General features: G+C 53.6%; 21 protein-coding genes. 14 read left to right on the forward strand and 7 right to left on the reverse strand.

Translation table 11 applies throughout. The features are described from left to right. The first annotated feature begins 163 nt into the window (after positions 1 to 163). The 9 genes from DESAC_RS06110 to DESAC_RS16245 all read left to right on the forward strand — a co-directional run bounded on the left by DESAC_RS06110 (position 164) and on the right by DESAC_RS16245 (position 11,540). Positions 164 to 2,386, forward strand: a complete 2,223-nt coding sequence (locus DESAC_RS06110) for a TonB-dependent receptor (protein WP_013706201.1) — start codon at positions 164 to 166, stop codon at positions 2,384 to 2,386. A 39-nt stretch (positions 2,387 to 2,425) separates the two neighbouring features. Further along, entirely contained in the window at positions 2,426 to 3,367 is a 942-nt protein-coding gene (locus DESAC_RS06115; RefSeq protein ID WP_013706202.1) for an SAM-dependent methyltransferase, read from the forward strand. An 84-nt stretch (positions 3,368 to 3,451) separates the two neighbouring features. Beyond that, complete coding sequence (locus DESAC_RS06120; RefSeq protein WP_013706203.1) at positions 3,452 to 3,691, forward strand: hypothetical protein; 240 nt, start codon at positions 3,452 to 3,454, stop codon at positions 3,689 to 3,691. Positions 3,692 to 3,724: 33 nt separating this feature from the next. Then, on the forward strand, positions 3,725 to 4,201 hold the full coding sequence (locus DESAC_RS06125) for a MarR family winged helix-turn-helix transcriptional regulator (RefSeq protein ID WP_013706204.1): 477 nt from the start codon (positions 3,725 to 3,727) through the stop codon (positions 4,199 to 4,201). A 107-nt stretch (positions 4,202 to 4,308) separates the two neighbouring features. Next, positions 4,309 to 5,517 carry an efflux RND transporter periplasmic adaptor subunit gene (locus tag DESAC_RS06130; RefSeq protein WP_052301990.1) on the forward strand — a complete coding sequence of 403 codons (1,209 nt, stop codon included), beginning with the start codon at positions 4,309 to 4,311 and terminating at the stop codon, positions 5,515 to 5,517. 12 nt (positions 5,518 to 5,529) lie between these two features. After that, a complete protein-coding gene (locus tag DESAC_RS06135) occupies positions 5,530 to 8,709 on the forward strand; it encodes an efflux RND transporter permease subunit (RefSeq protein WP_013706206.1) in 3,180 nt (1,059 codons plus the stop codon). Position 8,710: 1 nt separating this feature from the next. Further along, complete coding sequence (locus tag DESAC_RS06140; RefSeq protein ID WP_013706207.1) at positions 8,711 to 10,138, forward strand: efflux transporter outer membrane subunit; 1,428 nt, start codon at positions 8,711 to 8,713, stop codon at positions 10,136 to 10,138. 225 nt (positions 10,139 to 10,363) lie between these two features. Next, the gene (locus DESAC_RS06145; RefSeq protein WP_041283832.1) at positions 10,364 to 11,107 is read left to right on the forward strand and encodes a ZIP family metal transporter; all 744 of its coding nucleotides are present in this window, start codon (positions 10,364 to 10,366) and stop codon (positions 11,105 to 11,107) included. Between the two features lie 271 nt (positions 11,108 to 11,378). Then, complete coding sequence (locus tag DESAC_RS16245) at positions 11,379 to 11,540, forward strand: hypothetical protein (RefSeq protein WP_013706209.1); 162 nt, start codon at positions 11,379 to 11,381, stop codon at positions 11,538 to 11,540. A gap of 472 nt (positions 11,541 to 12,012) precedes the next feature. Here DESAC_RS16245 and DESAC_RS06150 read toward each other — a convergent pair whose 3' ends face one another. The 7 genes from DESAC_RS06150 to DESAC_RS06180 form a co-directional block, all read right to left on the reverse strand. After that, entirely contained in the window at positions 12,013 to 13,536 is a 1,524-nt protein-coding gene (locus DESAC_RS06150; protein ID WP_013706210.1) for an APC family permease, read from the reverse strand. Positions 13,537 to 13,624: 88 nt separating this feature from the next. Beyond that, positions 13,625 to 14,566: an SAM-dependent methyltransferase gene (locus tag DESAC_RS06155; protein ID WP_013706211.1), complete on the reverse strand. Its 942-nt coding sequence runs from the start codon at positions 14,564 to 14,566 to the stop codon at positions 13,625 to 13,627. A gap of 99 nt (positions 14,567 to 14,665) precedes the next feature. Then, entirely contained in the window at positions 14,666 to 16,699 is a 2,034-nt protein-coding gene (locus DESAC_RS06160; protein ID WP_013706212.1) for a TonB-dependent receptor, read from the reverse strand. A gap of 298 nt (positions 16,700 to 16,997) precedes the next feature. Continuing rightward, positions 16,998 to 17,723, reverse strand: a complete 726-nt coding sequence (locus DESAC_RS15150) for an energy transducer TonB (RefSeq protein ID WP_013706213.1) — start codon at positions 17,721 to 17,723, stop codon at positions 16,998 to 17,000. Between the two features lie 2 nt (positions 17,724 to 17,725). Further along, on the reverse strand, positions 17,726 to 18,124 hold the full coding sequence (locus tag DESAC_RS06170) for an ExbD/TolR family protein (protein ID WP_013706214.1): 399 nt from the start codon (positions 18,122 to 18,124) through the stop codon (positions 17,726 to 17,728). Next, a complete protein-coding gene (locus tag DESAC_RS06175; protein ID WP_013706215.1) occupies positions 18,121 to 18,816 on the reverse strand; it encodes a MotA/TolQ/ExbB proton channel family protein in 696 nt (231 codons plus the stop codon). Before DESAC_RS06175 ends, DESAC_RS06170 begins: the two co-directional genes overlap by 4 nt. Positions 18,817 to 18,986: 170 nt before the next feature. Further along, a complete protein-coding gene (locus tag DESAC_RS06180; RefSeq protein ID WP_013706216.1) occupies positions 18,987 to 19,502 on the reverse strand; it encodes a metal-dependent transcriptional regulator in 516 nt (171 codons plus the stop codon). A 329-nt stretch (positions 19,503 to 19,831) separates the two neighbouring features. Between DESAC_RS06180 and DESAC_RS06185 the strand changes: the two genes are divergently transcribed. The 5 genes from DESAC_RS06185 to DESAC_RS06205 all read left to right on the forward strand — a co-directional run bounded on the left by DESAC_RS06185 (position 19,832) and on the right by DESAC_RS06205 (position 23,984). Continuing rightward, positions 19,832 to 20,308 carry a MarR family winged helix-turn-helix transcriptional regulator gene (locus DESAC_RS06185; protein ID WP_041284304.1) on the forward strand — a complete coding sequence of 159 codons (477 nt, stop codon included), beginning with the start codon at positions 19,832 to 19,834 and terminating at the stop codon, positions 20,306 to 20,308. 606 nt (positions 20,309 to 20,914) lie between these two features. Beyond that, positions 20,915 to 21,235: a hypothetical protein gene (locus DESAC_RS06190; protein ID WP_041283834.1), complete on the forward strand. Its 321-nt coding sequence runs from the start codon at positions 20,915 to 20,917 to the stop codon at positions 21,233 to 21,235. 97 nt (positions 21,236 to 21,332) lie between these two features. Continuing rightward, positions 21,333 to 22,031: a tRNA (adenosine(37)-N6)-threonylcarbamoyltransferase complex dimerization subunit type 1 TsaB gene (gene tsaB, locus DESAC_RS06195; RefSeq protein ID WP_013706218.1), complete on the forward strand. Its 699-nt coding sequence runs from the start codon at positions 21,333 to 21,335 to the stop codon at positions 22,029 to 22,031. Between the two features lie 15 nt (positions 22,032 to 22,046). Next, complete coding sequence (locus DESAC_RS06200) at positions 22,047 to 22,943, forward strand: branched-chain amino acid ABC transporter permease (protein WP_013706219.1); 897 nt, start codon at positions 22,047 to 22,049, stop codon at positions 22,941 to 22,943. Further along, positions 22,944 to 23,984 carry a branched-chain amino acid ABC transporter permease gene (locus DESAC_RS06205; protein ID WP_013706220.1) on the forward strand — a complete coding sequence of 347 codons (1,041 nt, stop codon included), beginning with the start codon at positions 22,944 to 22,946 and terminating at the stop codon, positions 23,982 to 23,984. Positions 23,985 to 24,118 lie beyond the last annotated feature (134 nt).

Raw genomic sequence — 24,118 nt, forward strand, 5'->3', positions numbered from 1 at the left:
TATAGTATTTACTAACAAAACAGAAGGCGTCCCCCCTGCCAAGAAGAGCCGCCTTCTGAGGAATCGCACCTCTTAACCGCGACCCCCTATCTCTTTTCTATCAGAGATGGAGGGCGCTGTCAAAAAGTGTGTTCCATCATTATACGGGGAAAGGAGATTGGAGATGTGGAGGGTTAATTGGGCAAAGATTTTCGGGTGTGTGGGATTATGGCTGGTCCTGCTGTCGATGCTGGCCCTGGGGGAGGAAACAGGGTCGGTTGAAAGCCCGCCGGGGCAGGAAGAGGAAACCCGGGCGGACAAACCGGTCACGGTGGAGGAACTGCCTCAGATTGAGGTTCATTCCTTTGCCGAAAAAGCGGCCACCAGCAGCGTCGTTACCAAAGAAGACATCAGCCTCGGACCATATCAAAATCTGCCCGGATACCTGGAAGATCAGGCCGGTCTGGATATGACTCGCCGCTCCCTGTTGGGGGTGAAAGCCAACCAGGTATCCATCCGGGGATTTGATGAAGGCCGGTACCAGGTTTACCTAAATGGCCGGTCTTGGAAAGGCTCCGGGGTAAAGGGCGGTTTTTTCGTTGATTGGGCTACCATCACCACCGAGGACCTGGAACGCCTGGAAATTATCCGGGGGCCGCTGTCGGCGGAATATCCCAACACCCTGGGAGGGGTAATCACCATCAACACGCAAAGGGGAACCAAGGAGCCCAAGATCTCTTTAGACACCTATTGGGGCAGTTGGGCGACGGAGAGCTACCGTTTTTTGACCACAGGCAGCTATGGACCCGTGCAGTACGCTTTGGGGGTCAACTATGGTAATAGCGACGGGTATCTCAGGAATAATTTTATCCGCGATCGGGGGAACTTTAGTGGCAGCTTCACCTATTCCTTCCCCTGGGACCTAAGCTTGACCGGCTCGGCCCGCTATTTTACTCAAGAAACCGGTTTGATTATCTATAACTGGCCTGATTCGCCATTTTACAACCCTGACTATCCTGAGAGCGATGCTGACTGGCTTTATGGACCGTATCTCAACTTTCTGGATCAGATCACCGGTCAAAACGCCCAGACTAAGCAATGGTTGGGAAGGACTGCCGGAGACAACAGTTACGTTCGTACGCAGCGGTACGAGTTTGACCTGGAAGGCAAGCAAAATTTCTGGTATGGCGCGGGGGAATTTCATCTCTTTTATTGTCAGGCCACACGGTCAGAACATTATTACGCCATGAACAACCCGAATAAGTTAATCGCGTCGCGCGGGAGCTGGGATGAAGATACCTGGGGTTGGAACTTCAAGGTTCGCCAAACCCCGGGAAAAGTTCGCCTGGGTTTCGGTCTGGAAGGGAATTATTATGGCTTCGGCGGCGTGCAATATACTGACCTAGACCCGAATTATTTTTCTCCGGCAGTATATTTAAATTACATGACCTTCCCCCCCACCCCACGCCCCATCCAAGGCATGAGAAATGCGGCCAAGATGCATGGCGGCTTCGTGGACGCGTCCCTTCCCCTTACCAAGTACTTTGAGCTCTACCTGGGACTGCGTTATGACAATTATGATGCTGCGGATCCAGGAATCAAAAACTCCAAAGGTCTACGCGCCGACTTCCTGAGTCCTAAATGTACCTTGACCATCCGGCCCACGGACACCACTGAAGCCTATCTGTCGGCCAATTATAGCAGCCATTTTCCCAACCTGACGGAGTGGTGCGCATTTTGGGTCGGTGCCAGCGTCCCCACCGGGCAGCCAGTTGTCTCTCCGGAATTCGGCATGCAATACGAGGCCGGGATCACCCAGCAGTTGCCCTGGAATTCCATGCTGCGGATCCGGAGTTACTATTACGACATAAACGATTATATCCGACAGATGTTTAGTTCAGCCTTCAGCCCGGGCGGCAGGGTGGTCTATAACCTCGACCTGGCCAAAATCAGAGGCGTCGAAGTGGAAGGACACATCCCCTTGCCTTACAACCTGGCGGCCTTCGCTAATTACACCTGGCAGCAGACCAGCACCAGCCCCGATCCTTTGGGCGGCGGGGTGCAAAAGCTCACTGAATATCCGGAGCATAAAGCCAATGTCGGCCTGAAGTATAAGGCGCCCAACGGGGCGGAAGGCAAGCTTTCCCTGCGCCTGGTCTCCCATCGCAAGCAGTACACCGTCTCCGGGGTTTCTGCGAGTAATGTGGTCACCGGCGTCACCTTAAGACCGATGAAAGGTTTCTTCAATATTAATCTGGAGGGTCGTTACCCGGTGGTGGAACGCTATGGCGTAAAAACCTTCGCATATTGCGGCGTGCAAAACCTCACCGGCGAGTTCTATGAAGAAAGCGCCGGTTATCCCATGCCCAGCGCTACCATCTATGGCGGGTTGCAGGCGCGTTATTAACTTCTTACAACCGTCTTGTTGCAATCAAAAGGGGGAAAAATGATGATCAAAGAGAAGTTGCTGCTTATGTTTCTGACCGGTTGCTTATGCCTTGCTTGGGGGACGATTTCCGGAGTTGCAGCCCCCTCGGCCCCGGGAAAATTTTACCTCGTCGGCACCGGTCCGGCCGGCCCGGAACACGCCACCCTGAAGGCCATGGATACCATAAATAAGGCAGACCTAATCCTCTGTCATCCGGAGCTGCAGAAACTGTTCCAGTCATGTCTCAACGGCAAAAAGGTGGAAGACCCCTGGAAGGAGCTGTGGTGGCACCAGGGGAAGATGTGGATAATGTTGCTGCCCAATCTCCCTCTGGAGGAAAGACGCGCCTTAGTGGAGGAAAAGATGCGGCAACGGGATAAATTTGTCCAGCGGGTCAAGGGTCTCCTGGACCAGGGCCAAAAGGTGGTCCTGTTGGACGGCGGCGACCCTACGGTTTACAGCCGGGCTTATTGGCTCATGGAAGGGTTGAACGACGATCGGGTGGAGATCATCCCCGGGGTGGGAGCCTTGTCCGCGTGCATGGCCGCCTTAAAGCGCCCGAGCACCGGCGGGGAAGCCCGCTTCATGTCTCAGACGGCGGGATATTGCTTCTTCGGCAAGCCCGACCGGGATGACCTGGCCCGGGATTTTGCGCGGATTTCCGGCACCCTGGTGGTTTACTCGGGTTTAAAAGAAGCCAATGATATTTTTACCACTTTAAAGAAATATAACCCGGAAGACCTGCCAGCGGCGGTGGTCTATTTCGCAGGCTTTCCGGATAAAGAAAAAATTGTCAAGGGAACCATGAAGAATATCCGGGAAAAGATCGCCGCCCAAAAGGAGGAATTTATGGGGTTGATTATTGTAGGTCGGTGTCTGGACGGCGCCCGTTTCCCCAGGTCGGTGTTGAACCTGCCGGAGCGGTCTTCCGGGGAAAAGCCGAGCAAGGGCCAACCGTAAAGGGTTCGTCGCGGTCTAAGAGATTGGTTCTGCGCGGTTTCGCAGGGGTAACCTCTATTCAGGGGCCCATCTCCCGCAAAGTTTATGGCTTTGGAGAGCGGCGGAGAGGCAGAAAAAACTCGCTGCCTCTCTGTATGGCCGGGAACGGTTTTTTCGTCTTCAAAAAAAGTTCCCGACGCCAACCTCTGCTTCCGTTTCGACATAGCCGGTGAAACGATGGTCGATGTCGGGGCGCCCAAGCAGGGGCGCTGGGAAGAGGGTAGTTGGGCTGGTCTCAGAACGATTGAGTCAAAAGAGCTGAGCGTGTTGCAGATTTTTACTTGACAATATAGTTAAGCTCCTTTACTATTAATTAAAATGGAAACTAAGGAAGATTTTATCGTCGCCATCTCTCGGAAGCTCCTGCGAATCCTCAACAGGCAGGCGCAAATCGAGGAGATCCGCATTCGTTTTGATGAAGGTGTGGAACTTACTCCCAAGGAGATCCATACCGTCCAGGCGATTGGTGAGCCTAAGCAAATCAACCTTACAGATTTGGCAGTTCATTTCGGGGTCACCAAGAGCGCGGCTTCACAGATTGTGGCGAAACTGGCAGAGAAAGGCTTTGTGCGAAAGCGTCATGCCGCCCACAGCAACAAGGAGTTAGACCTGTCCCTCACGGAATTGGGATGGCGGGCGTTTCACGCGCATGAGCGCTTTCATGGGAAACACTTTGCCGAACTAGTCAATCGCTTGAGTGCCTTTTCCCTATCACAGATCGCCACCACGTCTGTTTTGTTGGACGTCATTGAAAGTGTTCTGGAGGAGCGCCTGGTGCGGATATTACACGAGTAATTTTTTTATCATAGAAGTTAAGCTACTTAACAATTTTTACAATTTGAAGAAGGATGCCAAATTAACTTTGGAATAGCCTTACGACTAGACATGTGGGAATACTTATGATGGAACTGCACAAGAAAAGTTACGAACCGTTGAAATGGACCGTGGCTTTGCTGGGGCTGATGATTTTGCTGGGCGGCTGCGAAAGCGGGTACGGGCGGCAACCTGCCCCAGCTCCGCTCCCGGAAGTGTCCACGGTAACCATTAAGCCGCAGCCGGTGGAGTTGACCACCGAATTGCCCGGTCGTACTTCTGCCTACCTGGTGGCAGAAATTCGACCCCAAGTTAATGGCATCATCAAGCAGCGCCTGTTTAAAGAGGGTTCCGACGTACAAGCCGGACAAGTTCTTTACCAGATAGATCCCGCTCCCTTTCAGGTGGCCCTTGACTCTTCCAGGGCCTCCCTAAGCAAGGCCCAGGCCAATCTACCCTCCATCCGCTTGAAGGCCGAGCGGCATAAGGAATTGCTGGTCGACAAAGCGGTAAGCCGCCAGGACTACGACGATGCGGTAGCCGCCGAGGACCAGGCCCGGGCGGAAGTGGCATATTGGCAAGCCCAGGTGACCGGAGCCCGCATCAATCTGGGCTACACCCGGGTCACCGCGCCCATCTCCGGACGCATCGGCAAATCCTCCGTGACCGACGGCGCCCTGGTGACCGCTTATCAGCCTACATCCCTGGCCACCATTCAGCAGCTTGACCCCATTTACGTGGATGTGACCCAGTCGTCGGCCGAGTTGCTGCGTTTGAAACGCCACCTGGAAACCGGCCGGCTCAGCGCCGACGGAGCAAACGGGAGAAAAGTCCACATCCTCCTGGAAGACGGAACAGCATATCCCCTGGAAGGCCTGCTGCAATTCCGCGACATCACTGTGGACCAGGCCACCGGTTCTTTCATCCTGCGGATTGTGGTCCCGAATTCGAAACATCTGCTTCTGCCAGGCATGTTCGTGCGGGCCGTAGTTCAAGAGGGAATTGCCGAACAAGCCCTGCTGGTCCCTCAACAAGGGGTGAGCCGCAATCCCAAGGGGGAACCCATCGCCCTGATCGTGGATGAGGCTGGCAAGGTCCAGCAGCGACTGTTGACCCTCGACCGCGCCATCGGGGATAAGTGGCTCATCTCATCAGGTCTGAAGGCTGGTGAGCGCTTGATTGTCGAAGGCATGATGAATGTGCGGCCGAGCGCCACAGTCATAGCCGTCCCCTGGAAAAACGCCCAGGCCGGCCAAGCCGCCTCGCCTGCGAACCGCCCCCTGGCAGAATCGCGCTGACGGAGGATCGAGATGTTATCCAATTTCTTTCTGGACCGCCCGGTCTTCGCCTGGGTTATCGCCATTATCATGATGCTGGCGGGCGGTCTGGCAATTTATAATTTGCCCATTTCCCAGTATCCGCCTATCGCCCCTCCCTCCATCGCCATTGAAGCCTTTTATCCCGGGGCTTCGGCTGAAACCGTGGAGAACAGCGTTATTCAGATCATCGAGCAGAAGATGACCGGCTTTGACAAGTTGCTGTATATGTCCGCTACCAGCGATGCCTCCGGCGCCGGGAAAATCGAACTCACCTTTGCTCCGGGAACCGATCCGGACCTCGCCTGGGCCCAGGTGCAGAACAAGCTTCAGCTCGCCTTGGCGAGTCTGCCCGACGTGGTACAACGCCAGGGGGTCAGGGTCAGCAAGTCGACCATCAATTGGCTGCTGGTTACGGGTCTGATCTCAGAAGACGCCAGCATGGACGAGTTTGACCTGGCGGACTATGCCCAGGCCAACGTCGAGCAGGTGCTGGCCCGGGTGCCGGGGGTAGGTGAAGTGGAAGTCTTTTCTTCCCAATACGCCATGCGGCTCTGGATTAATCCTGACAGGTTGAATGATTATCGTTTGACCATGGAAGATGTCATCCAGGGGCTTCAGGCCTACAACGTGGAAGTTTCCGCCGGTCAGTTCGGCGGGGCGCCAGCGGTGGCTGGGCAGCGGCTGAACGCCTCCGTCATCGTCCAGAACCTACTCAAGACTCCGGAGGAGTTCGCCGCCATCCCCTTGCGGATCAACCCGGATAGTTCCATCGTGCGGGTGCGGGACGTGGGACGGACGGAATTGGGCACCGAGCGCTACGGCCGCCACCAACTTTTCGACGGCAAGCCCGCAGCCGTGTTGGCCGTCCGGTTGGCCCCCGGCGCCAATGCGCTGAAAACCGCTGATTTAGTCAAGGCGAAAATGCAGGAGTTGGCCAGGTACTTTCCCCCCGGCATAAAGGTTATCTACCCCTTAGATACCACCCCTTTCGTCAGGGGGGCCATCAACGAGGTGGTCATGACCCTATTGGAAGCGATTCTACTGGTCTTCCTGGTGATGTACCTTTTTCTGGGGAATATCCGGGCCACGCTGATTCCCACCCTGGCGGTGCCGGTGGTGATCTTGGGGACCTTCGCCGTCCTGGGATTATTCGGGTTTTCCATCAACATGCTGACCATGTTCGCTATGGTGCTGGCCATCGGTCTTTTAGTGGACGACGCTATTGTGGTGGTGGAAAACGTGGAGCGGGTCATGAGTGAGGAGGGACTCCCACCCAAAGAGGCGACCCGCAAATCCATGAGAGAGATCACCAGCGCCTTGATCGGCATCGGGCTGGTGCTGGCGGCGGTATTCGGTCCCATGGCCTTCTTCGGCGGCTCTACCGGGGTCATCTACCGCCAGTTTTCGGTGACCATCATTGCCGCCATGCTGCTGTCGGTAGTGGTGGCTCTCATCCTGACTCCGGTGCTCTGCGCCTCGCTGCTGCAGCCGTTAACCAAGGGACATGAGGCCGCTGAGACCGGCTTTTTTCTCTTTCGCCCCTTTTTCCGGTGGTTCGACCAGGCGTTTCTGTGGATCAGGAATAGGTACCAAATCCTGGTGGGCCGGATCCTTGCCAAGAAGCTGCGCTACCTGGTTATTTACCTGCTGATCGTGGCGATATTGGGATTTCTGTACCAGCGCATGCCCATCGCCTATCTTCCCAACGAGGACCAAGGCATCATGTACGTCCAGGCGATGCTGCCGGCGGGTTCGACCCTGGAGCAGACCAAGCAGGTCTTGGATGAGGTCCGAAACTATCTGCTGGTGGAGGAAAAGAAGGCGGTGGCTTCCTGCTTCACCTTTGCCGGCCGGGGCTTTTCCGGAGGCGGGCAGAACGTGGGGATTGGATTGGTTAAGCTCAAGGACTGGGAGCTGCGCCCCCAGGCTGATTTGAAAGTAAACGCCCTGGTGGGACGCGCCATGGCCAGGTTTGCGCAGATCCGCAACGCCAGAGTTTTTGCCTTCCCACCCCCGGCAGTTTTCGAGCTCGGACGGGCGGGTGGGTTCGACTTTCAATTGCAGGACCGGGGTGGGTTGGGTCATGAGGCCTTGATGGCGGCCCGCAACCGGATGCTCGACATGGCTGCCAAGGACCCGAGGTTGACCCGCATTCGCCCCAGCGGCCTGGAAGATGTGACCCAATACCACATTGATGTGGATTGGGGAAAGGCGGGCGCCCTGGGGGTTCCCATCAACACCATCCATAACACCATCTCCGCGGCCTTCGGCAGTGCCTATGTCAACGACTTCATCCAGGGCGGACGGGTCAAGCGGGTCTATGTTCAGGCCGACGCGCCCTTTCGGATGCTGCCCCAAGATTTGGAGCGGCTCTATGTTCGCAATATCTCCGGGACGATGACGCCGTTCGCTTCCTTCGCCGGCGGCCACTGGTTCCAGGGGTCGCCGCTGCTGGAGCGTTTTAACAGCTTCCCGTCATTGAATATCTGGGGTGAACCGGCCGCCGGAAGAAGCTCTGGGGAGGCAATGCAGGCCATGGAAGAAATCGTCTCGAAGCTTCCCAAGGGCATTGGTTTTGACTGGACCGGACTCTCCTACCAGGAGCGCATGGCCAAGTCACAGGCCCCCTTGCTCTATGCCTTCTCTATTATTGTGATTTTTCTCTGCCTGGCGGCCATGTATGAGAGCTGGACCATTCCCATCACTATTCTGCTAGCCTTGCCACTGGGAGTTGTCGGTGGCGTGGTGGCATCATCACTGCGGGGGCTGCCCAATGACGTCTATTTTCAGATCGGGCTGCTCACCGTTTTGGGGCTTACCAGCAAGAACGCCATTTTGATCGTGCAGTTCGCCATGGCCAAATCAAAGGAGGGCATGGAGTTGATCCAAGCCACGCTGACCGGGTCGAAACTCAGGTTACGCCCCATTGTCATGACCTCATTGGCCTTCGGCTTCGGTGTTCTGCCCCTGGCGCTGGCCACCGGAGCTGGCGCCGGCGCGCAAATCGCCATCGGCACCGGCGTTTTGGGCGGGATGGTAACGGCCACCTTCCTGGCGATTTTCTTTATCCCCCTTTTTTTTGTGGGAGTAGTGCAATTGTTTGGCAGGAAACATAGCTTCGCCAAGGCAGGGCCGGTTGCGGAGGCCGCGAGTTTATCAGAGGAGCATTGATATGATGAGGGAAATTCTTTCATTTTGCGCCCTAACGGCCCTTTTGCTCACCGGCTGCACCATGGCTCCGCCATACAGTCGCCCCGAGGCGCCGATCCCCCAGGACTGGCCCAGCGGTCCGGCATATAAAGACGCTTTCTCTAAGCCGGACGCCGCGCTCGCGGTCGAGGTGCAATGGCGAAAATTCTTCAATGATCACCGGCTGCAAACGGTTATTGCCATGGCCCTGAAAAACAATCGAGATCTGCGGGTAGCCGCCTTGAATGTGGAAAAGGCGCGCGCCTTGTACCGCGTCCAGCGCGCCGAGCTTTTCCCGACGTTGGAAACCGGCATCAGCGCCAAAAAGGAACGCGTCAAAATCTCGGGAACCCAAGGAATGGTAAACCTGGAGGAGTACAGCATCAATCTGGGCATCAGTTCCTGGGAAATTGATTTCTTCGGCCGGATTCGCAGCTTGAAAAAACGGGCCCTAGAAGAATACCTGGCCTCGGAACAGGGTCGCCGCAGTGCGGAGATCTTGCTGATATCAGAAGTGGCCAACGCCTATCTGACCCTGGCGGCGGATCGGGAAAACCTCAAACTGGCTCGATCCACCCTTGAGACCCAGCAGGCTGCTTACAATCTGATCCGACGGAGGTTTGAAGTTGGCTTTGCACCCGAACTGGATCTGCGTCAGGTACAAACCAGAGTGGATACAGCCCGAGTGGACGTGGCGCGCTATACTGAATTGACGGCTCAAGATGAAAATGCCTTACACCTGTTGGCCGGATCACCCATTCCGGCCGACCTGTTGCCGAGAGAATTGAGCCTGGTCAAACCCTTGCCGGATGTATCCCCCGGCACGTCTTCGGAGGTGCTCCTGCGCCGTCCCGATATTCTTCAGGCAGAGCATGTCCTCAAGGCCGCCAATGCCAATATCGGCGCGGCCCGCGCCGCTTTCTTCCCCCGCATTTCACTTACCTCGGCGATTGGTACCGCCAGCGGCGACCTATCGGGACTGTTTGAGACCGGTTCCTTTGTCTGGAGTTACGCTCCTCGAATCGTTCTGCCGATCTTCGATGCCCGCACCCGGCCAGCATTGGAGGCCACTCAGGTAGCAAGGAAGATTGCCCTGGCGCAATACGAACGATCGATCCAAATCGCTTTTCGGGAAACCGCTGATGCGCTTGCCAGCCGAGGCACGCTGGGAGACCGGATGGCAGCCCAGCAATCTCTGGTCGATGCCACTGCCAGAACCTACCAGCTCTCCAATGCGCGCTATGAAAAGGGGATCGACATCTATCTAAACGTGCTGGATGCGCAACGCTCTCTTTATGCCGCACAGCAGGGTCTCATCGCCATCCGCCTGGCCAAATTAGTCAATCAGGTGCGGCTTTATGAGGTGTTGGGAGGGGGCGGCGACGCCAGCACCTCACCTGAAGGTTTATAATCCTGGATCATTCCGCAGGAAAAGATGGAAATTAGCATATCTATGTAATAGAATGGGATAATCTAACAATTCGAGATCTCAAAGATGCTCGATAATGGGAAAAGCCAAAAAGAGATAATCCGACCGGATGTTAACCGGGCCAAGAGGCCTTAAAACCATTTTTGACTACGGTGGCCAAGGTTGCCGCTTAATCTCGGTTAAAAATAGTTAATATAATAATCAAATATGAATATGATATTAATCGGAAGTTTAGCCAGTCTTTTAGCTGGCCTGGCTACTGGCATAGGAGCCATATTAGTTTTTTTTATACCTGAACCTTCTGATAAGTTCCTTGATGCTTCACTCGGATTTGCTGCAGGTGTTATGCTGGCAGCAAGTTCATTCAGTTTAATTGTGCCTGCAATTGAAATTGGGGGAATTTGGAAAACAGTAATAGGAATTATTACAGGAACCGTATTCCTGTTCTACGCGGAAAGACTTATTCCTCATGCACATTATGTAGCAGGAGTTAAGGGTCCCCCAACAAAGCTTAGTAAAATATGGTTATTTATTCTGGCTATAACTATTCATAACTTTCCTGAAGGTATGGCTGTTGGAGTAGGTTATGGTGGCGGTGATATTAAAGCGGGAACCAGCTTAGCAATTGGAATAGGACTCCAAAATATGCCTGAAGGATTAGCTGTTGCATTCCCTTTGTTAAGAGAGGGAAGTACGAGAAGTAAAGCTTTCCTGATAGCTCTATTGACTGGTTTGGTGGAACCATTTGGAGGATTTTTGGGAATATCCGTCGTTTCTTTAGGGAAATTCCTTCTTCCTTATGGTTTGGCATTTGCTGCCGGAGCTATGCTTCTTGTGATAACCGAAGAAATAATACCTGAAACTCATTCTCGAGGCAATGACCGGGAAGCTAGCATAGGTGTGATTCTTGGTTTTATTATTATGATGGTTTTTGATAATATCTTTAGTTAAAAAATAAAATAGCATTAACACGATGCAGGGAACTTCTCATTCGTCAATGAAATAAACAAACGAGTTGATGTTAGATGAAGGCTTTCAAAAATGCTGATTATAAACTTATAGTTGCATAATTGCGGTTAATGAACCAATTTCTTTCAAGAGAATGACATTATTTAATGATCTCAATTCATGCATAAGTGGTGGAAGTGTATTTCGAGAAATTTGGTGATTGCAACCGGCGCTGCCCGGCAGCGCCCATTAAATCAAGACAAGGAGAAAAACCATGGCAGACAAAGAGATCCTTTTTTCGGACAAGGACCAGCAAGAGATCGAAGCTATTGTCATCGACAGGGATAAAGACGAAGCCCTGCGTTTTCTGAACAAACTGCTGGAATGGATAAAAGGCCATCCCGGCCGTGTCTGCGGCCCGGCGCCCATTCAATAATTTGCGCCCTTAATGGCTTTCAGAGAGAATCTGGAAAGGCTGGCTCTGGTGGTTGACACTTATGCCTACCAGGTCGGCCTTTCCGTGTTGTAGGCTTTTGCTGAGTACCAGGATATGCGTTATCTGGCCTGCCTGGGGGATTGCTTTTTGGTACCTTTCCAGTCCTAACTCCAGATGGATCAGAGGCACCGGTTGTATAAGGTATTCGACGCGTATGGCCCAGGAATGCCCGAGGCCACAGGGCGCAGTATCGCCTTGAATCTGTCCGATCAGATCTACCTGCCCACACCCCGGCCTTTCTCTGTACTTATTGTCTCTTTCGGGGAATTGAGGAATTTTATATTTTTTGGATTCCCGGACTGCCTCGCTTCCTCAGAATGACGGGTGTGGAGGCTTTGCAGCGCCTTACTGCAATTATCAGTTGTATCCCCCTGTAAAACCTAACCTGACTGTGCCTGGTGGTCATCGTTCGTTAAGCCTTGGTTTGCCCAGAACGTCGTTTGAAAAGGAAGTAAAGGGCCAGGCCCGCTGCGATGGCGGCCAAGCCGGTGAGTGAAACATAAGGCTTGTTGATGATGGAAAAAAGGATAATCCAGAGATTGCCTGCCATAAACAAGATGGGGGTGAAAGGATACCCCAGGGTTTTATAAGGCAAGTCCGGAGCTGGTTGCCGGTGCCGCAAAACCATGAGCCCCGCCACGGTGATCAGGGAGAACAGCGACAGGGTGAAACCGATAAAGATCAGCAAATTTTCGAAGGAGGCGGTCAGCACCATACCCAGAGCCAGGCTGCCCTGGAGCCAAATGGCGTTGGCCGGGGTGCCGGAGCGGCTGCTCACCCTGCTGAGGCCCGAGAAAAACAGCCCGTCTTGCGCCATGGCCAGATAGACCCGAGGGCCGGTCATCATCATGGCGCTGATGAGGGACAGGAGGCTTAAAGCGATAACTGCGGCAAACGTCCGGCTGACCTCGGGGCCAAACAAGGCCAGGGCGGCCTTTTCTCCTACTTCCAGGACGCCGCTCATCTCCTGGACCGGCAGGCCATAGAGAAAGATCACATTGATAAGCAGGTATAGGACGGTAACCACCAGGGTGCCGCACACTAAAGCCAGGGGAATATTGCGGGTGGGTTGGGAGATTTCACTGCCCATATAGGCCGCGGCATTCCAGCCGCTGTAGGCGAAAGTAATGAAAATAAGCGAGGTGGCGAAAGAACTGGAAAAATAAAGACCTACCGGCGGCGCCGCGCCCAAATGGGTCAGAGAACCGCGGCCATACATGAAGCCCAGGAAAATAAAGGCCAGGATGAGGGTGACCTTAAAGAGGGTGAGCAGGTTCTGGACGCGGCTGCCTAGAAACAGGCTGTGGCGGTGAATCATGGAGAAGACCACGATTATTGCGGAGGCTAACAGGGTAACCGGTGAAATGGTCAGCACCGTCAGCCCCTGGATTTTGTAAGTGAAGCCCAGAGCCGCGGGGAACCCGGCGCTTCCCAGAAGATACACCGCAAAGGCCATGGCCCCCGCGGCAATGGGGGCTGAAAAGCCTACAATGAGGGAGATCCAGCCGGATAAAAAAGCCACCGATTCACCAAAAATCTCCCGCAAAAAGGCGTATTCCCCGCCGGCTCGAGGATAGCGGGACCCCAACTCGCCGTAACACAGGGCACCGGCCAGGGCAAACAACCCGCCGGCAGCCCAGCACGCCAGCAAGGCCCAGGGATTTTGCAATTCCTGGATAGCGAAGCCTGAGGTGGTGAAGATGCCAGCGCCCACCATGTTGGCCACCACCAGGATGATGGCAGAAAACAGGCTGAGCTCGTGGCGGCTTTGCGGCGCCGAGAGTTCGGTGGCTACAGCCGGGACAGTGCGGTTCATTTTTTTCCCAACTTTCAGAGTATTGAAATTATTGAGCGGCATAATCTCCGGGGTCCCTTGGGCGCGGCGGTTAAACCCCTGCTGGGGCGCACCGACATTGACGCGGGTTTTGCCGGTCATATCGAAACGGAAGCAACATTCGGCGCCGAGAACCTCTTTACCAATTTGCAGTCGCGCAGAACCGATCTCTTAGACCGCGACGAACCCTTTACGGTTGGCCCTTGCTCGGCTTTTCCCCGGAAGACCGCTCCGGCAGGTTCAACACCGACCTGGGGAAACGGGCCCCATCCAGGCATCGACCCACAATAATCAAGCCCATAAATTCCTCTTTTTCGGCGGCGAGTTTTTCCTGAATGTTTTTCAGGGTTCCTTTGACTATCTTCTCCTTATCCGGATAGCCGGCGAAAAAGACCACCGCCGCCGGAAGCTCTTCCGGATTATGTTTCTTTAAAGCAGTAAAGATATCATTGGCTTCTTTTAAACCCGCGTAAACCACCAGGGTGCCGGAAATGCGCGCAAAATCCCGGGCCAGGTCATCCCGGTCGGGCTGGCCGAAGAAGCAATATCCCGCCGTCTGAGACATAAAGCGGGCTTCCCCGCCGGTGCTCGGGCGCTTTAAAGCAGCCATGCAGGCGGACAAGGCCCCCACTCCGGGGATAATTTCCACCCGGTCGTCGTTCAGCCCTTCCATGAGCCAATATGCCCGGCTGTAAACCGTGGGGTCGCCGCCGTCCAACAGGGCCACCTTCTTGCCCTGGTCCAGGAGGCCCTTGACCCGCTGGACAAATTTATCCCGTTGCCGCATCTTTTCCTCCACTAAGGCGCGTCTTTCCTCCGGAGGGAGATTGGGCAACAACATTACCCACATCTTCCCCTGGTGCCACCACAGCTCCTTCCAGGGGTCTTCCACCTTTTTGCCGTTGAGACATGACTGGAACAGTTTCTGCAGCTCCGGATGACAGAGGATTAGGTCTGCCTTGTTTATGGTATCCATGGCCTTCAGGGTGGCGTGTTCCGGGCCGGCCGGACCGGTGCCGACGAGGTAAAATTTTCCCGGGGCCGGCGGCGCCGCCATTCCGGTAAACGCGCCCCCAACCAGGCACAAACCGGTTGCCAGCAACAGTCGCAGCAACTTCCACTTGGTCATCATTTCCTCCTCCTCTTCAGGTTGATTCTCATTGAATTGTCGTGTGTGCTTACATAAGGTGCAGTAATAACTGGAGTCAATTGAAGACCCCAAAACCTTTTATCAAAATTGATACTTCAATCCCCCCAGTACCTCCCATTGCGGCAAGGGGACCATTGCTATACCGGTGACGAGATCGCCCGTATAGGCATCCGAAGCATAGCGTCGGGGAGAAAACGTTGCGTCTAGTGTCGCCGTCCACTTTTTGTAGCCGTAGGTCAATTTCCAGTGATATTGATCAAATTGCGAGGCGATCAGGGTACCGGTCGCATCGATGGGAATCCGGCTGACGCGCAGATAGTAAAAATCCAGGCCAAACCTTTGATCACGCCAGGGTTTATGGAACTCCAAGCCGACGATGCCTTGGTCCTCGGGGGTACGGGGGATATAAACTGCCCCCGGCGTACTCGGATTCTTTAGCCGGGCTCGCGCATCCATCCAACTCCCGTATAAGGTGAGATCCCGAGTCAGGAAGATCCTGGCCTCGACTTCGAGGCCCGTGCGTTTGGAGGTCCCCAGGTTTTCATACATCTGGGTTGCAGGGTTTAACGCCCCCTCCCCATGATACAAGGTATTAAAATAATCAAAGCTGACATAGACCCGATTAAACAGGAGGCCGTTGATGCCCACGTCCCAGGACTCCAACTTGGACAGCCCCAGATTGAAGTTCTTTTTTTGGATCGCCGAGGATGGAGACAGTTCGAAAGCTGCTGGGGAACGGAAGCCCCGCCCTTTGTTGGCGAAGATATTGATATCCTTATAGGGAGTGATAACCACCCCGATCTTGGGGCTCCACAAATTGGGGCTAGCCTTTCCGGAATTTTGAGGGTACAATTCATTAACTAGGTTAATTGCATATTGGTCGAAACGCCCCCCGCCCATAAACTTTATGAAAGAGAAAGGCTTGTACTGAGCCTGGGTAAAAAACCCGGTGCTAAATACATCGAATGCATAATCCTGGGTATGTTTTATTAAGGTATAATAATTCAATGTATTCCAGCGGTTCTGACTGACCGCGTCATAACGCAGGTCGTTGCCCACCTCCAAGGAAAGACATTCAAAGGGCCGGTAATCATACAAAAGCTTCCAGCCGAAGTAGTTTTCAAAGGTGAATGCTCGATATTGAGGTTGAGGCGGATATGTTCCCGAGATATTGTTCTGATGATAGCAATAGTAAAGGGTGCCGTGGAAGCCTTCCTCACCGCCCCTGGGTTCATAATTCACCACTAGGTTAGCCATTTCGGCATCGCCACGTTCGTTATTATCCACCGCGCTTGTTCGGCTTAATCCGGACTTCATACTGTTTATATTCAGGAAACCGGGATTTCCGCAGGAACGGGCCACATAATGAATACGGGCCGATAAATCCCCCTGCCATAATGGGAAAGTGAATTTATTGAAGAATTGCCCCCGATCGTAATTACTATTGTCACGATAGCCGTCCCGGCTATAACCTTCCCATACCAGAAAAGGCGTTATATTCTTTAATGAGGAACTCCAAGATGGGTCGCTGAGGACCCCCACGCCTTGCACCGTCCCATAGGTGCCCCCATAGAACCCCACACTGGGCTGATCCACCTTTTTGGTAATGATGTTGATGACTCCACCCAAGGTAAAATCGCCATATAGAGCGGAGAAAGGGCCCTTAATGACTTCGATGCGTTCGACCATTTCCGGAACCAGCCATTCAAGGTCCGCATAGCCGGGGACCAAATCGAGCATGTTCATGGGCATGCCGTCGACGAAAACGGCGACTTCCCTGCTGTGGTTACCGGTAAAACCCCGCATACTGATTCTGTCTCCCATGAACGCCGATGAGTATTTACTGACATAAACTCCCGGTATTTTTCGGAAGATATCCAAATAATTGGTTACGGGTGTCTTTTCCAGGTCTTCTTTGGTGACGATATTCACATTCGCGGGCAGACCTTCTGGTTTAATGGTTATTTTGTCCTGTTTTTCCACCAGACGTTGGCTTTCCACTACCACTTCCGGGATGTCCTCTTCTGCGGCAGCGTCTTTCTCTACGGTGGCAGAAACCGGTGTGGTGCAGAGAGTTAACAAGAAAAGTCCCATTATTAACCATCTAATGTTCATTTTTTTCTCCTTATCCCCTTGCCTTCCTCCCCATTCTTTCGTAATCTGAAAAACAGGGGCTTTGGTGCACACGTGTACGGTTAACGGCCGTCTGTCGCTAGGGTCCTTTCAGGGCAGGGCCACCTTGGCAAAGTCAGCCCCTGCCCTGATTTTTGCCGCCTGTCCTGTAAACGGATCAGGTGGCGGTTATGCCGCCGCGGCTTTCTCCATCTTAGTCTTCATGCTACAGCGGTGAGTCTGCGAATGTCCCTGTTCCCTTCCTCTCCGTCAAAAGTGGAAACACCCCGGTGGTATCTCATTAATATCGCAAAACAAATCTTATCGGCAGCCTGGCGATGCAAGGCGCAGGTTTTCCTTCAATGGTAGCCGGCCGGAAGGTGGAACGTTTAACCGCTTCCACCGCGGCCTCGTCAAACCCGCCCCCCGCGCTTTTCAAGACCTCGACCTTCTGTAGAGTGCCCCGTTCATCAATGCTCAGCCGCAGTAACACCTTGCCTTCCTGGCCGAGCCGCCGGGCCTGCTCCGGATAGACCGGCGCGGTCCGACTCAGAAAGGCGGGACCGGAGGAACTGCCGAAATCTATGAGGTGAGGTCCGGTGCCGCTCCCCCCTCCTCGACCCTGCGGCGCAGAAGAGGGTTGTCCTCTGACCGCGGGGGACGATGGGACCGGACCGGGTCGGGCTATAGCCAGGGAGGGATGCGGCTCCGCCGTTTCCGGGATGATTTGGGGTTTTGGTTTCTGGCGCGGTTTCGGCACGGGTTTCGGGGGGACAGGCTTTACCGGCGCCTTAAGCTGCCTCAAAGACGCCTGCCGGGGCTGGGTGGAACACATCACCGCATCCTGAATATTGTCCGCCAGAAAGATTCTCTGGATCGTCATCTCTTTCAGCTTTTTCGGTCTGGGCAGATCTTTTTGAAGCCACAATACGGATGCGCCTAGCAGCCCGTGCAGGGCCATAGAAGTTAGAGCCGCCAGGGTGCAACTATGCCATTTTGAGTCGGATTTGGGGATTGTCGCATTCATGGCTATTGACGTTGTTCTACCTCAATACCGATGCGCTCCACTTTCAGGCGCTTCAGATTATCAATGACCTCGATGAGGCGGCCATGCCGGATTTCTCTATCTGCGGCAATGACCGCCTGGGGTTCCGGATCCTGTGACTGCGCCCGAAAGACCTGCTCAAACTCACCGTAATGGTTCAGCCGTACCCCATTGATGGCGATCTGTCCCTCTGCATTGATAGCGATGATGATGGGGTGTTTCTCGTTTTTTTCCGCTTCGGTGGCCTTGGGCAGGGCGATGGAAAAGGTGCGGGGTTGCAACAGCGTGGCAGTCAGCATAAAAATGATCAGGATCACGAGCACGATGTCCACAAAAGGGGTCATATTGATCTCGGTGATGGGACCTTGAACTTGGTCTTTCATACCAATCTCCCGACCCTCCGGGGGGACTTGGAAAGTTCCACGTCTGGAATGGAAATCTCGGCAGTCCCGGTTGCCCCATCGAGGTGGGCCAAGAGAAGCTGCTCCAGAACCCGGGAGCGTTCCAGCACTACCTGAAGGCGGTGATGAAAAAGGTTGTACATTACCACCGCTGGTATGGCCACCAAGAGACCTACGGCAGTGGCGATCAGGGCCTCGGCGATGCCCGCCATGACCGCCGGGCCACCGCCGCCTTCGGCCAGGGCTAAGTCTTTGAAGGCATGGATGATTCCTAAGACGGTGCCGAAAAGGCCGATGAAGGGGGCATTGGCTCCCAAGGTTCCTAGAAAACCCAATCTTTTTCCCAGATAAAGGCCTACCTGCAACCGCTCCCCCTTCATGATGTCCTGTACAGCCGCCTTGCTCCGGGGAATTTCCCGGAGGCCGACTAGCAGTACCCGGGCTTCCATACTGCGTTCCTGCTCACATCGGGAAATGATCCGGGGCCAGTCTTCTTGCCTCAGGGATGTTTTAATTTCGGCCACAAACCGATCCTGGTTGAAACGGTGACGATAAAAGATCAGGGTCTTGTCGATCATGATCGCCACCGAGGCGACACTTAACCCGAGGAGCAGCCATAGAACCCAGGTACTGCCGCCGACGGTCAGGTCAAGCAAGCTTTTGGTCAAATCCATTTTGATCCCCCAAAAATGAAAAAGCCATGAAGTCATTATTACCTTGGAGTCGCCCTAAAGTAACTTGTACTATCCCATGTTCTTCGTTTTTATGTTTTATTTATAATACAATGTTTAAATTAACAAACTTATCGCTCAAAAAAAATTAGCTCACCTCGATATTTTGAGCCTTACCCCACCTCAAGACCGTTTTTTGTCACATCTTCCAGGCACAAGCTGAGGCAGTGTTCACAGTTTTTCTGCGTCAGATCCCCGTTGCAGAAGTGCTGAAAACCGAGAATCCATTTTTTGCCTGTCAGGGGACAAACCTCCAAAAAGTCGCAGAACAGAATCAGTCGATCCCCGATGAGTCGCGGGAGGGCATGTTCCATCCGGCAGGCGACTTCTTCGGCTAGATGCTCTTCAATGGTAAGGACCTGAACGAAAAAGTTGAGCAAGGCTTCATGACGCCATACCACATCCTGGGCCAGGGCAGCACCCTGGGGAGTCAGGGTGACTACGTCATAGGGGGCATAATTAATCAGCTTATTTTCGGCCAAGTTCCGCAAGGCCGCGGTCACTGAGGATTTGTGCACCCTCAGGCTGGCAGCGATATCCTTCCCTCGGGCAACCCGTTTTTCTGCCACGATATGGAAAATGGCCTCCAGATAATCTTCCATGCTAGCGCTCAGGGATAGGTTTTCCATGTTGGAACCCTCTCATTATAGTTTAGATAATAAACAATATAGAATAAGACAAACATCTGTCAAGCTTTTTTTTAAGGAAGCGTAGCCGGCAGCATGGCATCCAGACACAGCATGAAAAATTTCCATAGATCTGACATACGCAAAGCCGCCGCCCAACCTCGGTAAGAGATAGATTCTGCCTGTTCCGGTACGAATTTTATATAATAGGGGCTCAGAACCAGGATCATACCAATCCGCCAGGGGCGTCAGGCCCGCGGCTTTTTTAACTTCGTGTTTAGAGAAAGTTTTCCATTGACAAATTAGTTAAGATGATTCACCATATCGGTAATATGGACACTAAGGCCGAATATATCGCCGACATGGGGCGGAAGCTTATGCGGATCCTCAACAAGCGGGCGCGCCTCGAGGCGTTGCGCATTCGTTTTGATGATGGTGTAGAACTCAATCCCAGAGAGATCCATACCATTCAGGCGATAGGTGAGCATAGGCCAATCAACGTTACAGAGTTGGCAGCTTATTTCGGGGTTACCAAAAGTGCGGCTTCGCAGATCGTGTCGAAATTGGCAGAGAAGGGTTTCGTGGAAAAACAGCATACAGCCAACAATAATAAGGAGTTAGATTTATCCCTTACGGAATTGGGATGGCGGGCGTTTCAGGCTCATGAGCGTTTTCATGGGAAACACTTTGCCGAACTAGTCAATCGCTTGGGCGCCTTTTCCCTAGCTCAGATCGCCACCGCTTCGGTGATATTGGATGTCATTGAAGATATCGTAGAAGAACGCCTCGATCTTCTATCCAAGAAGTAAATTTTTTGGATAGTAATTTAAGGTGCTTTACGTATTAGGATAAGATAGAAGAGGGATGGCGTGAAGCAAAGTTTTGGCGCATTCCATCAAAACTCACATCAATTTGATAAAAAAACTCTGCCTCTAAAGTCTCCTGCGCAATTCCTTGGGAAAATAAAGTTCTTCCTAACGGCCGAATAATCCGCGGCGATATTTTTTAAAACCCTTCCGGAGACTATCAGTAAATCCCAATAATGTCCGGTTAGAAAATTGCATTAAGCAATAAAACTTGTGAAAAAATTTCGAGAACTCGCATTTCTTGCTTGATGAAGTTAATTGTGTACATGTGAAGGATTTCTTAATATTCTTTAATACAAGTCCTCATGTTCGCAATAACATAACGAAGCATGAAAGAATGATTGGTAGCATAGGCTTCCTGGCCTATGCATCAGCGTGCCGGCTGGAAAGCCTGCATCACCATCATTCATATAGGAAGTTACGAAATGGCCTCACATCAGCAAGCCTCAGAGTAGCAGAAAAAAAGTGCCCTCCTGAACTGGATTATGGCAACCAGCCGAGAATATTGATGATACCATTCCTCCTCTTCTGGGCCGAGGAAATAAACCTTTGAAATTGACTTTTGAACATCAACTTAAATCTCTCGTTGGCTTGTATTTAAAAGAGTACGATTCGACCTGGCATCTCCTGCAATTTTTGGAAGAGGATGATTATGCACGTGAATTCATTGCTCCTGCCGATGGCATAAAAAGGAGTAGTTACTGTGAAGCTATCAATACCCGTGGTCTGGAACAACTCATCTACGTTTACGAAAAGCTGCATGAACAAACTACTCGAACCTTGCCCCTGGAATATCCTGAATTGGGCGATCTAGTTGCTATTGATGGCTCCTTGATTAACGCTGTGCTGTCCATGACGTCGGCTGACTAACGCAGAGGACAAAAACGGGTATTTTGCAATGGCCTCTATACATATATATCAAAATATATTATATTTTCTGCTTGGGGAATTGGAGTACAGATTCATTATGCTCGTTTTAGCCTTTGATACCAGCACTAGCCGCGGTGGCCTGGCCCTCATGCAGGGCGGGCGGCTGCTGGCGGAATATACCTTGGAAAGTCCGGCCTCGTATTTAAACCGTCTCCTGCCCGGCATTGACCGGCTGCTTCAAGACGCTGGCAGGTCGATTCAGGAGGTCAAGCTCATCGTGGTCAGCCGCGGACCGGGCAATTTTACCGGCCTGCGGCTGGGGCTCTCTGCCGCCAAAGGATTGGCCCTGGTCCTGGGATGCCCGGTTATTGCAGTAAATACCCTGGATGTCCTGGCCGCCAATTTTCCTTTTGCTTCTTTGCCCGTTTGCACGGTGATCGACGCCAAGAAGCACGAAGTCTACGCCGGGATTTACTGTCAGGGGGGGGGCGGCCTGAATCTGGCCGGCGATTACCTCTTGCTTTCGCCTGCAGCATTGGCGGAGCGGATTACCGAGCCGACGCTCATTACCGGTCCCGGTTTGGAGCGTTACGGCGTCCTGTGGCAGGAGCTTTTGGGGAACCTGGCCATCCTGCCGCCGCCGGAGCTGCGCTACATCCGGGCGGCGGTGCTGGCCCGCTTAGGCCTCCAGCAGTATGACGCCGGGTTAATTCCCAACCTGGAGAAGTTGACGCCCTTTTATCTCCGCCCTGCCGATGCCGAATTAAAAAGGCCGGCGTCTGCCGCAATGCCATAATCGGGGGCGAAGAGCATGACCGGTTCCGTCCTGTTACAGCAGCTTATCAACGGTGTCTCCCTCGGCAGCCTCTATGCCCTGATCGCTATCGGCTATACTATGGTGTATGGCGTCCTGCGGCTGATTAATTTCGCTCATGGCGATTTTTTGATGGTTGCCGCTTATCTCGGACTTTTCGGCCTTTCTCTCTTTTCCCTGCCCTGGCCGCTGGCTTTTGGGCTGGCCCTGATCCTCACCGGACTCATGGGGGCGATGTTGGAGCGGGGGGCCTATCGGCCCCTGCGCCGGGCGCCGCGGTTGTCTCTCTTGATTTCGGCCATCGGGGTCTCTTTCCTGTTGGAAAACCTGGTCCTGGTGTTCATTGGCGGACGGCCTCTGTCTTTTCCCACACCGGCTTTTTTTGGGGGGGCCTGGCGCTTTGGGGAACTCTATCTTCCCCGACTCAGTGTGTACATTCCACTGATCACCCTCATCGTCCTGGCCGGATTGTTTGTCCTGATCTACTCTACCCGCGTGGGCATGGCTCTGCGGGCCCTGGCCTTTGATTGGGAGACTACCCAGATCATGGGTGTCAACGTCAATCGGCTCATTAGCCTGACCTTTATCCTGGGATCTACCCTGGCGGGGGTCGGTGGGTTATTGTGGGCCATGAAGTATCCCCAGGTGAATCCTTTCCTGGGGATTCTTCCCGGTTTGAAGGCCTTTGTGGCGGCGGTGCTGGGAGGAATCGGCAGCCTGCCGGGGGCCGTCGTGGGGGGGGTGCTTTTGGGTCTCCTGGAGATTACCGTCGTGGCCGTCTTCCCTTCCTGGGCCGGATATCGGGATGCCCTGGCCTTCGGGCTGCTCATCGTGGTATTGCTGGTGCGACCCACTGGTATCATGGGAGAGATTATGCTGGCGGAGAAGCTCTAAATGGGATCGAACCCACGGCGCCGCAATCTCTTCCTCACCTCTGGGACAGCCATCCTGTTGTTTCTGCTGCTGGCAGGAGCCCAGACCTGGGCCAACGATTATCACATCCGGATCTTGAACAACATTGCCATCTTTATTACCATGGCAGTGAGTTATAATCTGATCAACGGCGTCTGCGGCCAACTCCATCTGGGACCCAATGCCTTTGTCACTCTGGGGGCCTACACCGCCGCCCTACTGACCCTCAGTCCGGCGGAAAAACAGCTCTCTTTTCTGCTCAGCCCCCTCATCTGGCCGCTCAATCAGTTTTCCACCTCTTTTCCTGTCGCCCTGATGGCCGGGGGACTGGTGGCGGTGGTCTTCGCCTTCCTGACCGGCTTTCCGGTGCTGCGGGTACGCGGTGATTATCTGGCTATCGTTACCCTGGGCTTTGGCGAAGTAGTGCGCGTTCTGGCCAATAACCTGCAGTCGGTCACCAATGGCCCCTTGGGACTCAAGGGTCTGCCGCCATTCACCAATCTGTGGTGGACCTGGGGAACGGCAGTCATGGCGCTGGTGGTGATCACCGGCATCATTCATTCGGGCTATGGGCGGGCCATGCAGGCTATTCGGGAGGATGAGACCGCCGCCCGAGCCATGGGGATCGACCCTTTCCGCCACCTCCTGCTGGCCTTTTTGGTCAGCGCCTTTTTTTTGGGGGTGGCTGGCGGCCTGTTAGCCCACCTGATCACGACGATTTCACCAACTTTATTCACCTTTTTTCTGACCTTTAATCTATTGATCATTATTGTCTTTGGCGGTCTGGGGAGTACTACCGGCGCAGTGCTGGCGGCGATAGTACTGACCTGGGGCGGGGAGTGGCTGCGGGTAGTAGAAGAACCGATCCTGATCGGGTGTATACATCTGCCCGGTATTCCAGGCCTGCGGGCGGTAATATTCTCATTTCTGCTTCTGGTGATGATCCTCTTTTTCCGCCGGGGTCTGCTGGGGCGGCAGGAATTTTCCTGGAATTGGCTGCTAGGGCGTCTAAAAATTAAATAACTGGTCAAGAGGCGGGAGGCGCTGCGCTTTGCCGCCCTACGACACTGCAGCAGTTGAGGGGGTAATGGTCTAGAGGAGTATGGATGAGAATTACTTGGGGGACGCAACAATCAGCCTCCCTGCACAGGTTATTT

Origin of the sequence: Desulfobacca acetoxidans DSM 11109 (assembly GCF_000195295.1) — a bacterium.
Lineage (GTDB): Bacteria > Desulfobacterota > Desulfobaccia > Desulfobaccales > Desulfobaccaceae > Desulfobacca > Desulfobacca acetoxidans.

Coding starts and splice junctions, on each gene's coding strand:
- DESAC_RS06185 (WP_041284304.1), top strand. CDS start 19,832: ATGGACACTAAGGCCGAATATATCGCCGACATGGGGCGGAAGCTTATG.
- DESAC_RS06205 (WP_013706220.1), top strand. CDS start 22,944: ATGGGATCGAACCCACGGCGCCGCAATCTCTTCCTCACCTCTGGGACA.
- DESAC_RS06120 (WP_013706203.1), top strand. CDS start 3,452: ATGGCTTTGGAGAGCGGCGGAGAGGCAGAAAAAACTCGCTGCCTCTCT.
- DESAC_RS06130 (WP_052301990.1), top strand. CDS start 4,309: ATGGAACTGCACAAGAAAAGTTACGAACCGTTGAAATGGACCGTGGCT.
- DESAC_RS06115 (WP_013706202.1), top strand. CDS start 2,426: ATGATGATCAAAGAGAAGTTGCTGCTTATGTTTCTGACCGGTTGCTTA.
- DESAC_RS06175 (WP_013706215.1), bottom strand. CDS start 18,816: ATGGATTTGACCAAAAGCTTGCTTGACCTGACCGTCGGCGGCAGTACC.
- DESAC_RS06135 (WP_013706206.1), top strand. CDS start 5,530: ATGTTATCCAATTTCTTTCTGGACCGCCCGGTCTTCGCCTGGGTTATC.
- DESAC_RS06110 (WP_013706201.1), top strand. CDS start 164: ATGTGGAGGGTTAATTGGGCAAAGATTTTCGGGTGTGTGGGATTATGG.
- DESAC_RS06125 (WP_013706204.1), top strand. CDS start 3,725: ATGGAAACTAAGGAAGATTTTATCGTCGCCATCTCTCGGAAGCTCCTG.
- DESAC_RS06200 (WP_013706219.1), top strand. CDS start 22,047: ATGACCGGTTCCGTCCTGTTACAGCAGCTTATCAACGGTGTCTCCCTC.
- tsaB (WP_013706218.1), top strand. CDS start 21,333: ATGCTCGTTTTAGCCTTTGATACCAGCACTAGCCGCGGTGGCCTGGCC.
- DESAC_RS06155 (WP_013706211.1), bottom strand. CDS start 14,566: ATGATGACCAAGTGGAAGTTGCTGCGACTGTTGCTGGCAACCGGTTTG.
- DESAC_RS15150 (WP_013706213.1), bottom strand. CDS start 17,723: ATGAATGCGACAATCCCCAAATCCGACTCAAAATGGCATAGTTGCACC.
- DESAC_RS06180 (WP_013706216.1), bottom strand. CDS start 19,502: ATGGAAAACCTATCCCTGAGCGCTAGCATGGAAGATTATCTGGAGGCC.
- DESAC_RS06160 (WP_013706212.1), bottom strand. CDS start 16,699: ATGAACATTAGATGGTTAATAATGGGACTTTTCTTGTTAACTCTCTGC.
- DESAC_RS16245 (WP_013706209.1), top strand. CDS start 11,379: ATGGCAGACAAAGAGATCCTTTTTTCGGACAAGGACCAGCAAGAGATC.
- DESAC_RS06170 (WP_013706214.1), bottom strand. CDS start 18,124: ATGAAAGACCAAGTTCAAGGTCCCATCACCGAGATCAATATGACCCCT.
- DESAC_RS06140 (WP_013706207.1), top strand. CDS start 8,711: ATGATGAGGGAAATTCTTTCATTTTGCGCCCTAACGGCCCTTTTGCTC.
- DESAC_RS06150 (WP_013706210.1), bottom strand. CDS start 13,536: ATGACCGGCAAAACCCGCGTCAATGTCGGTGCGCCCCAGCAGGGGTTT.
- DESAC_RS06145 (WP_041283832.1), top strand. CDS start 10,364: ATGAATATGATATTAATCGGAAGTTTAGCCAGTCTTTTAGCTGGCCTG.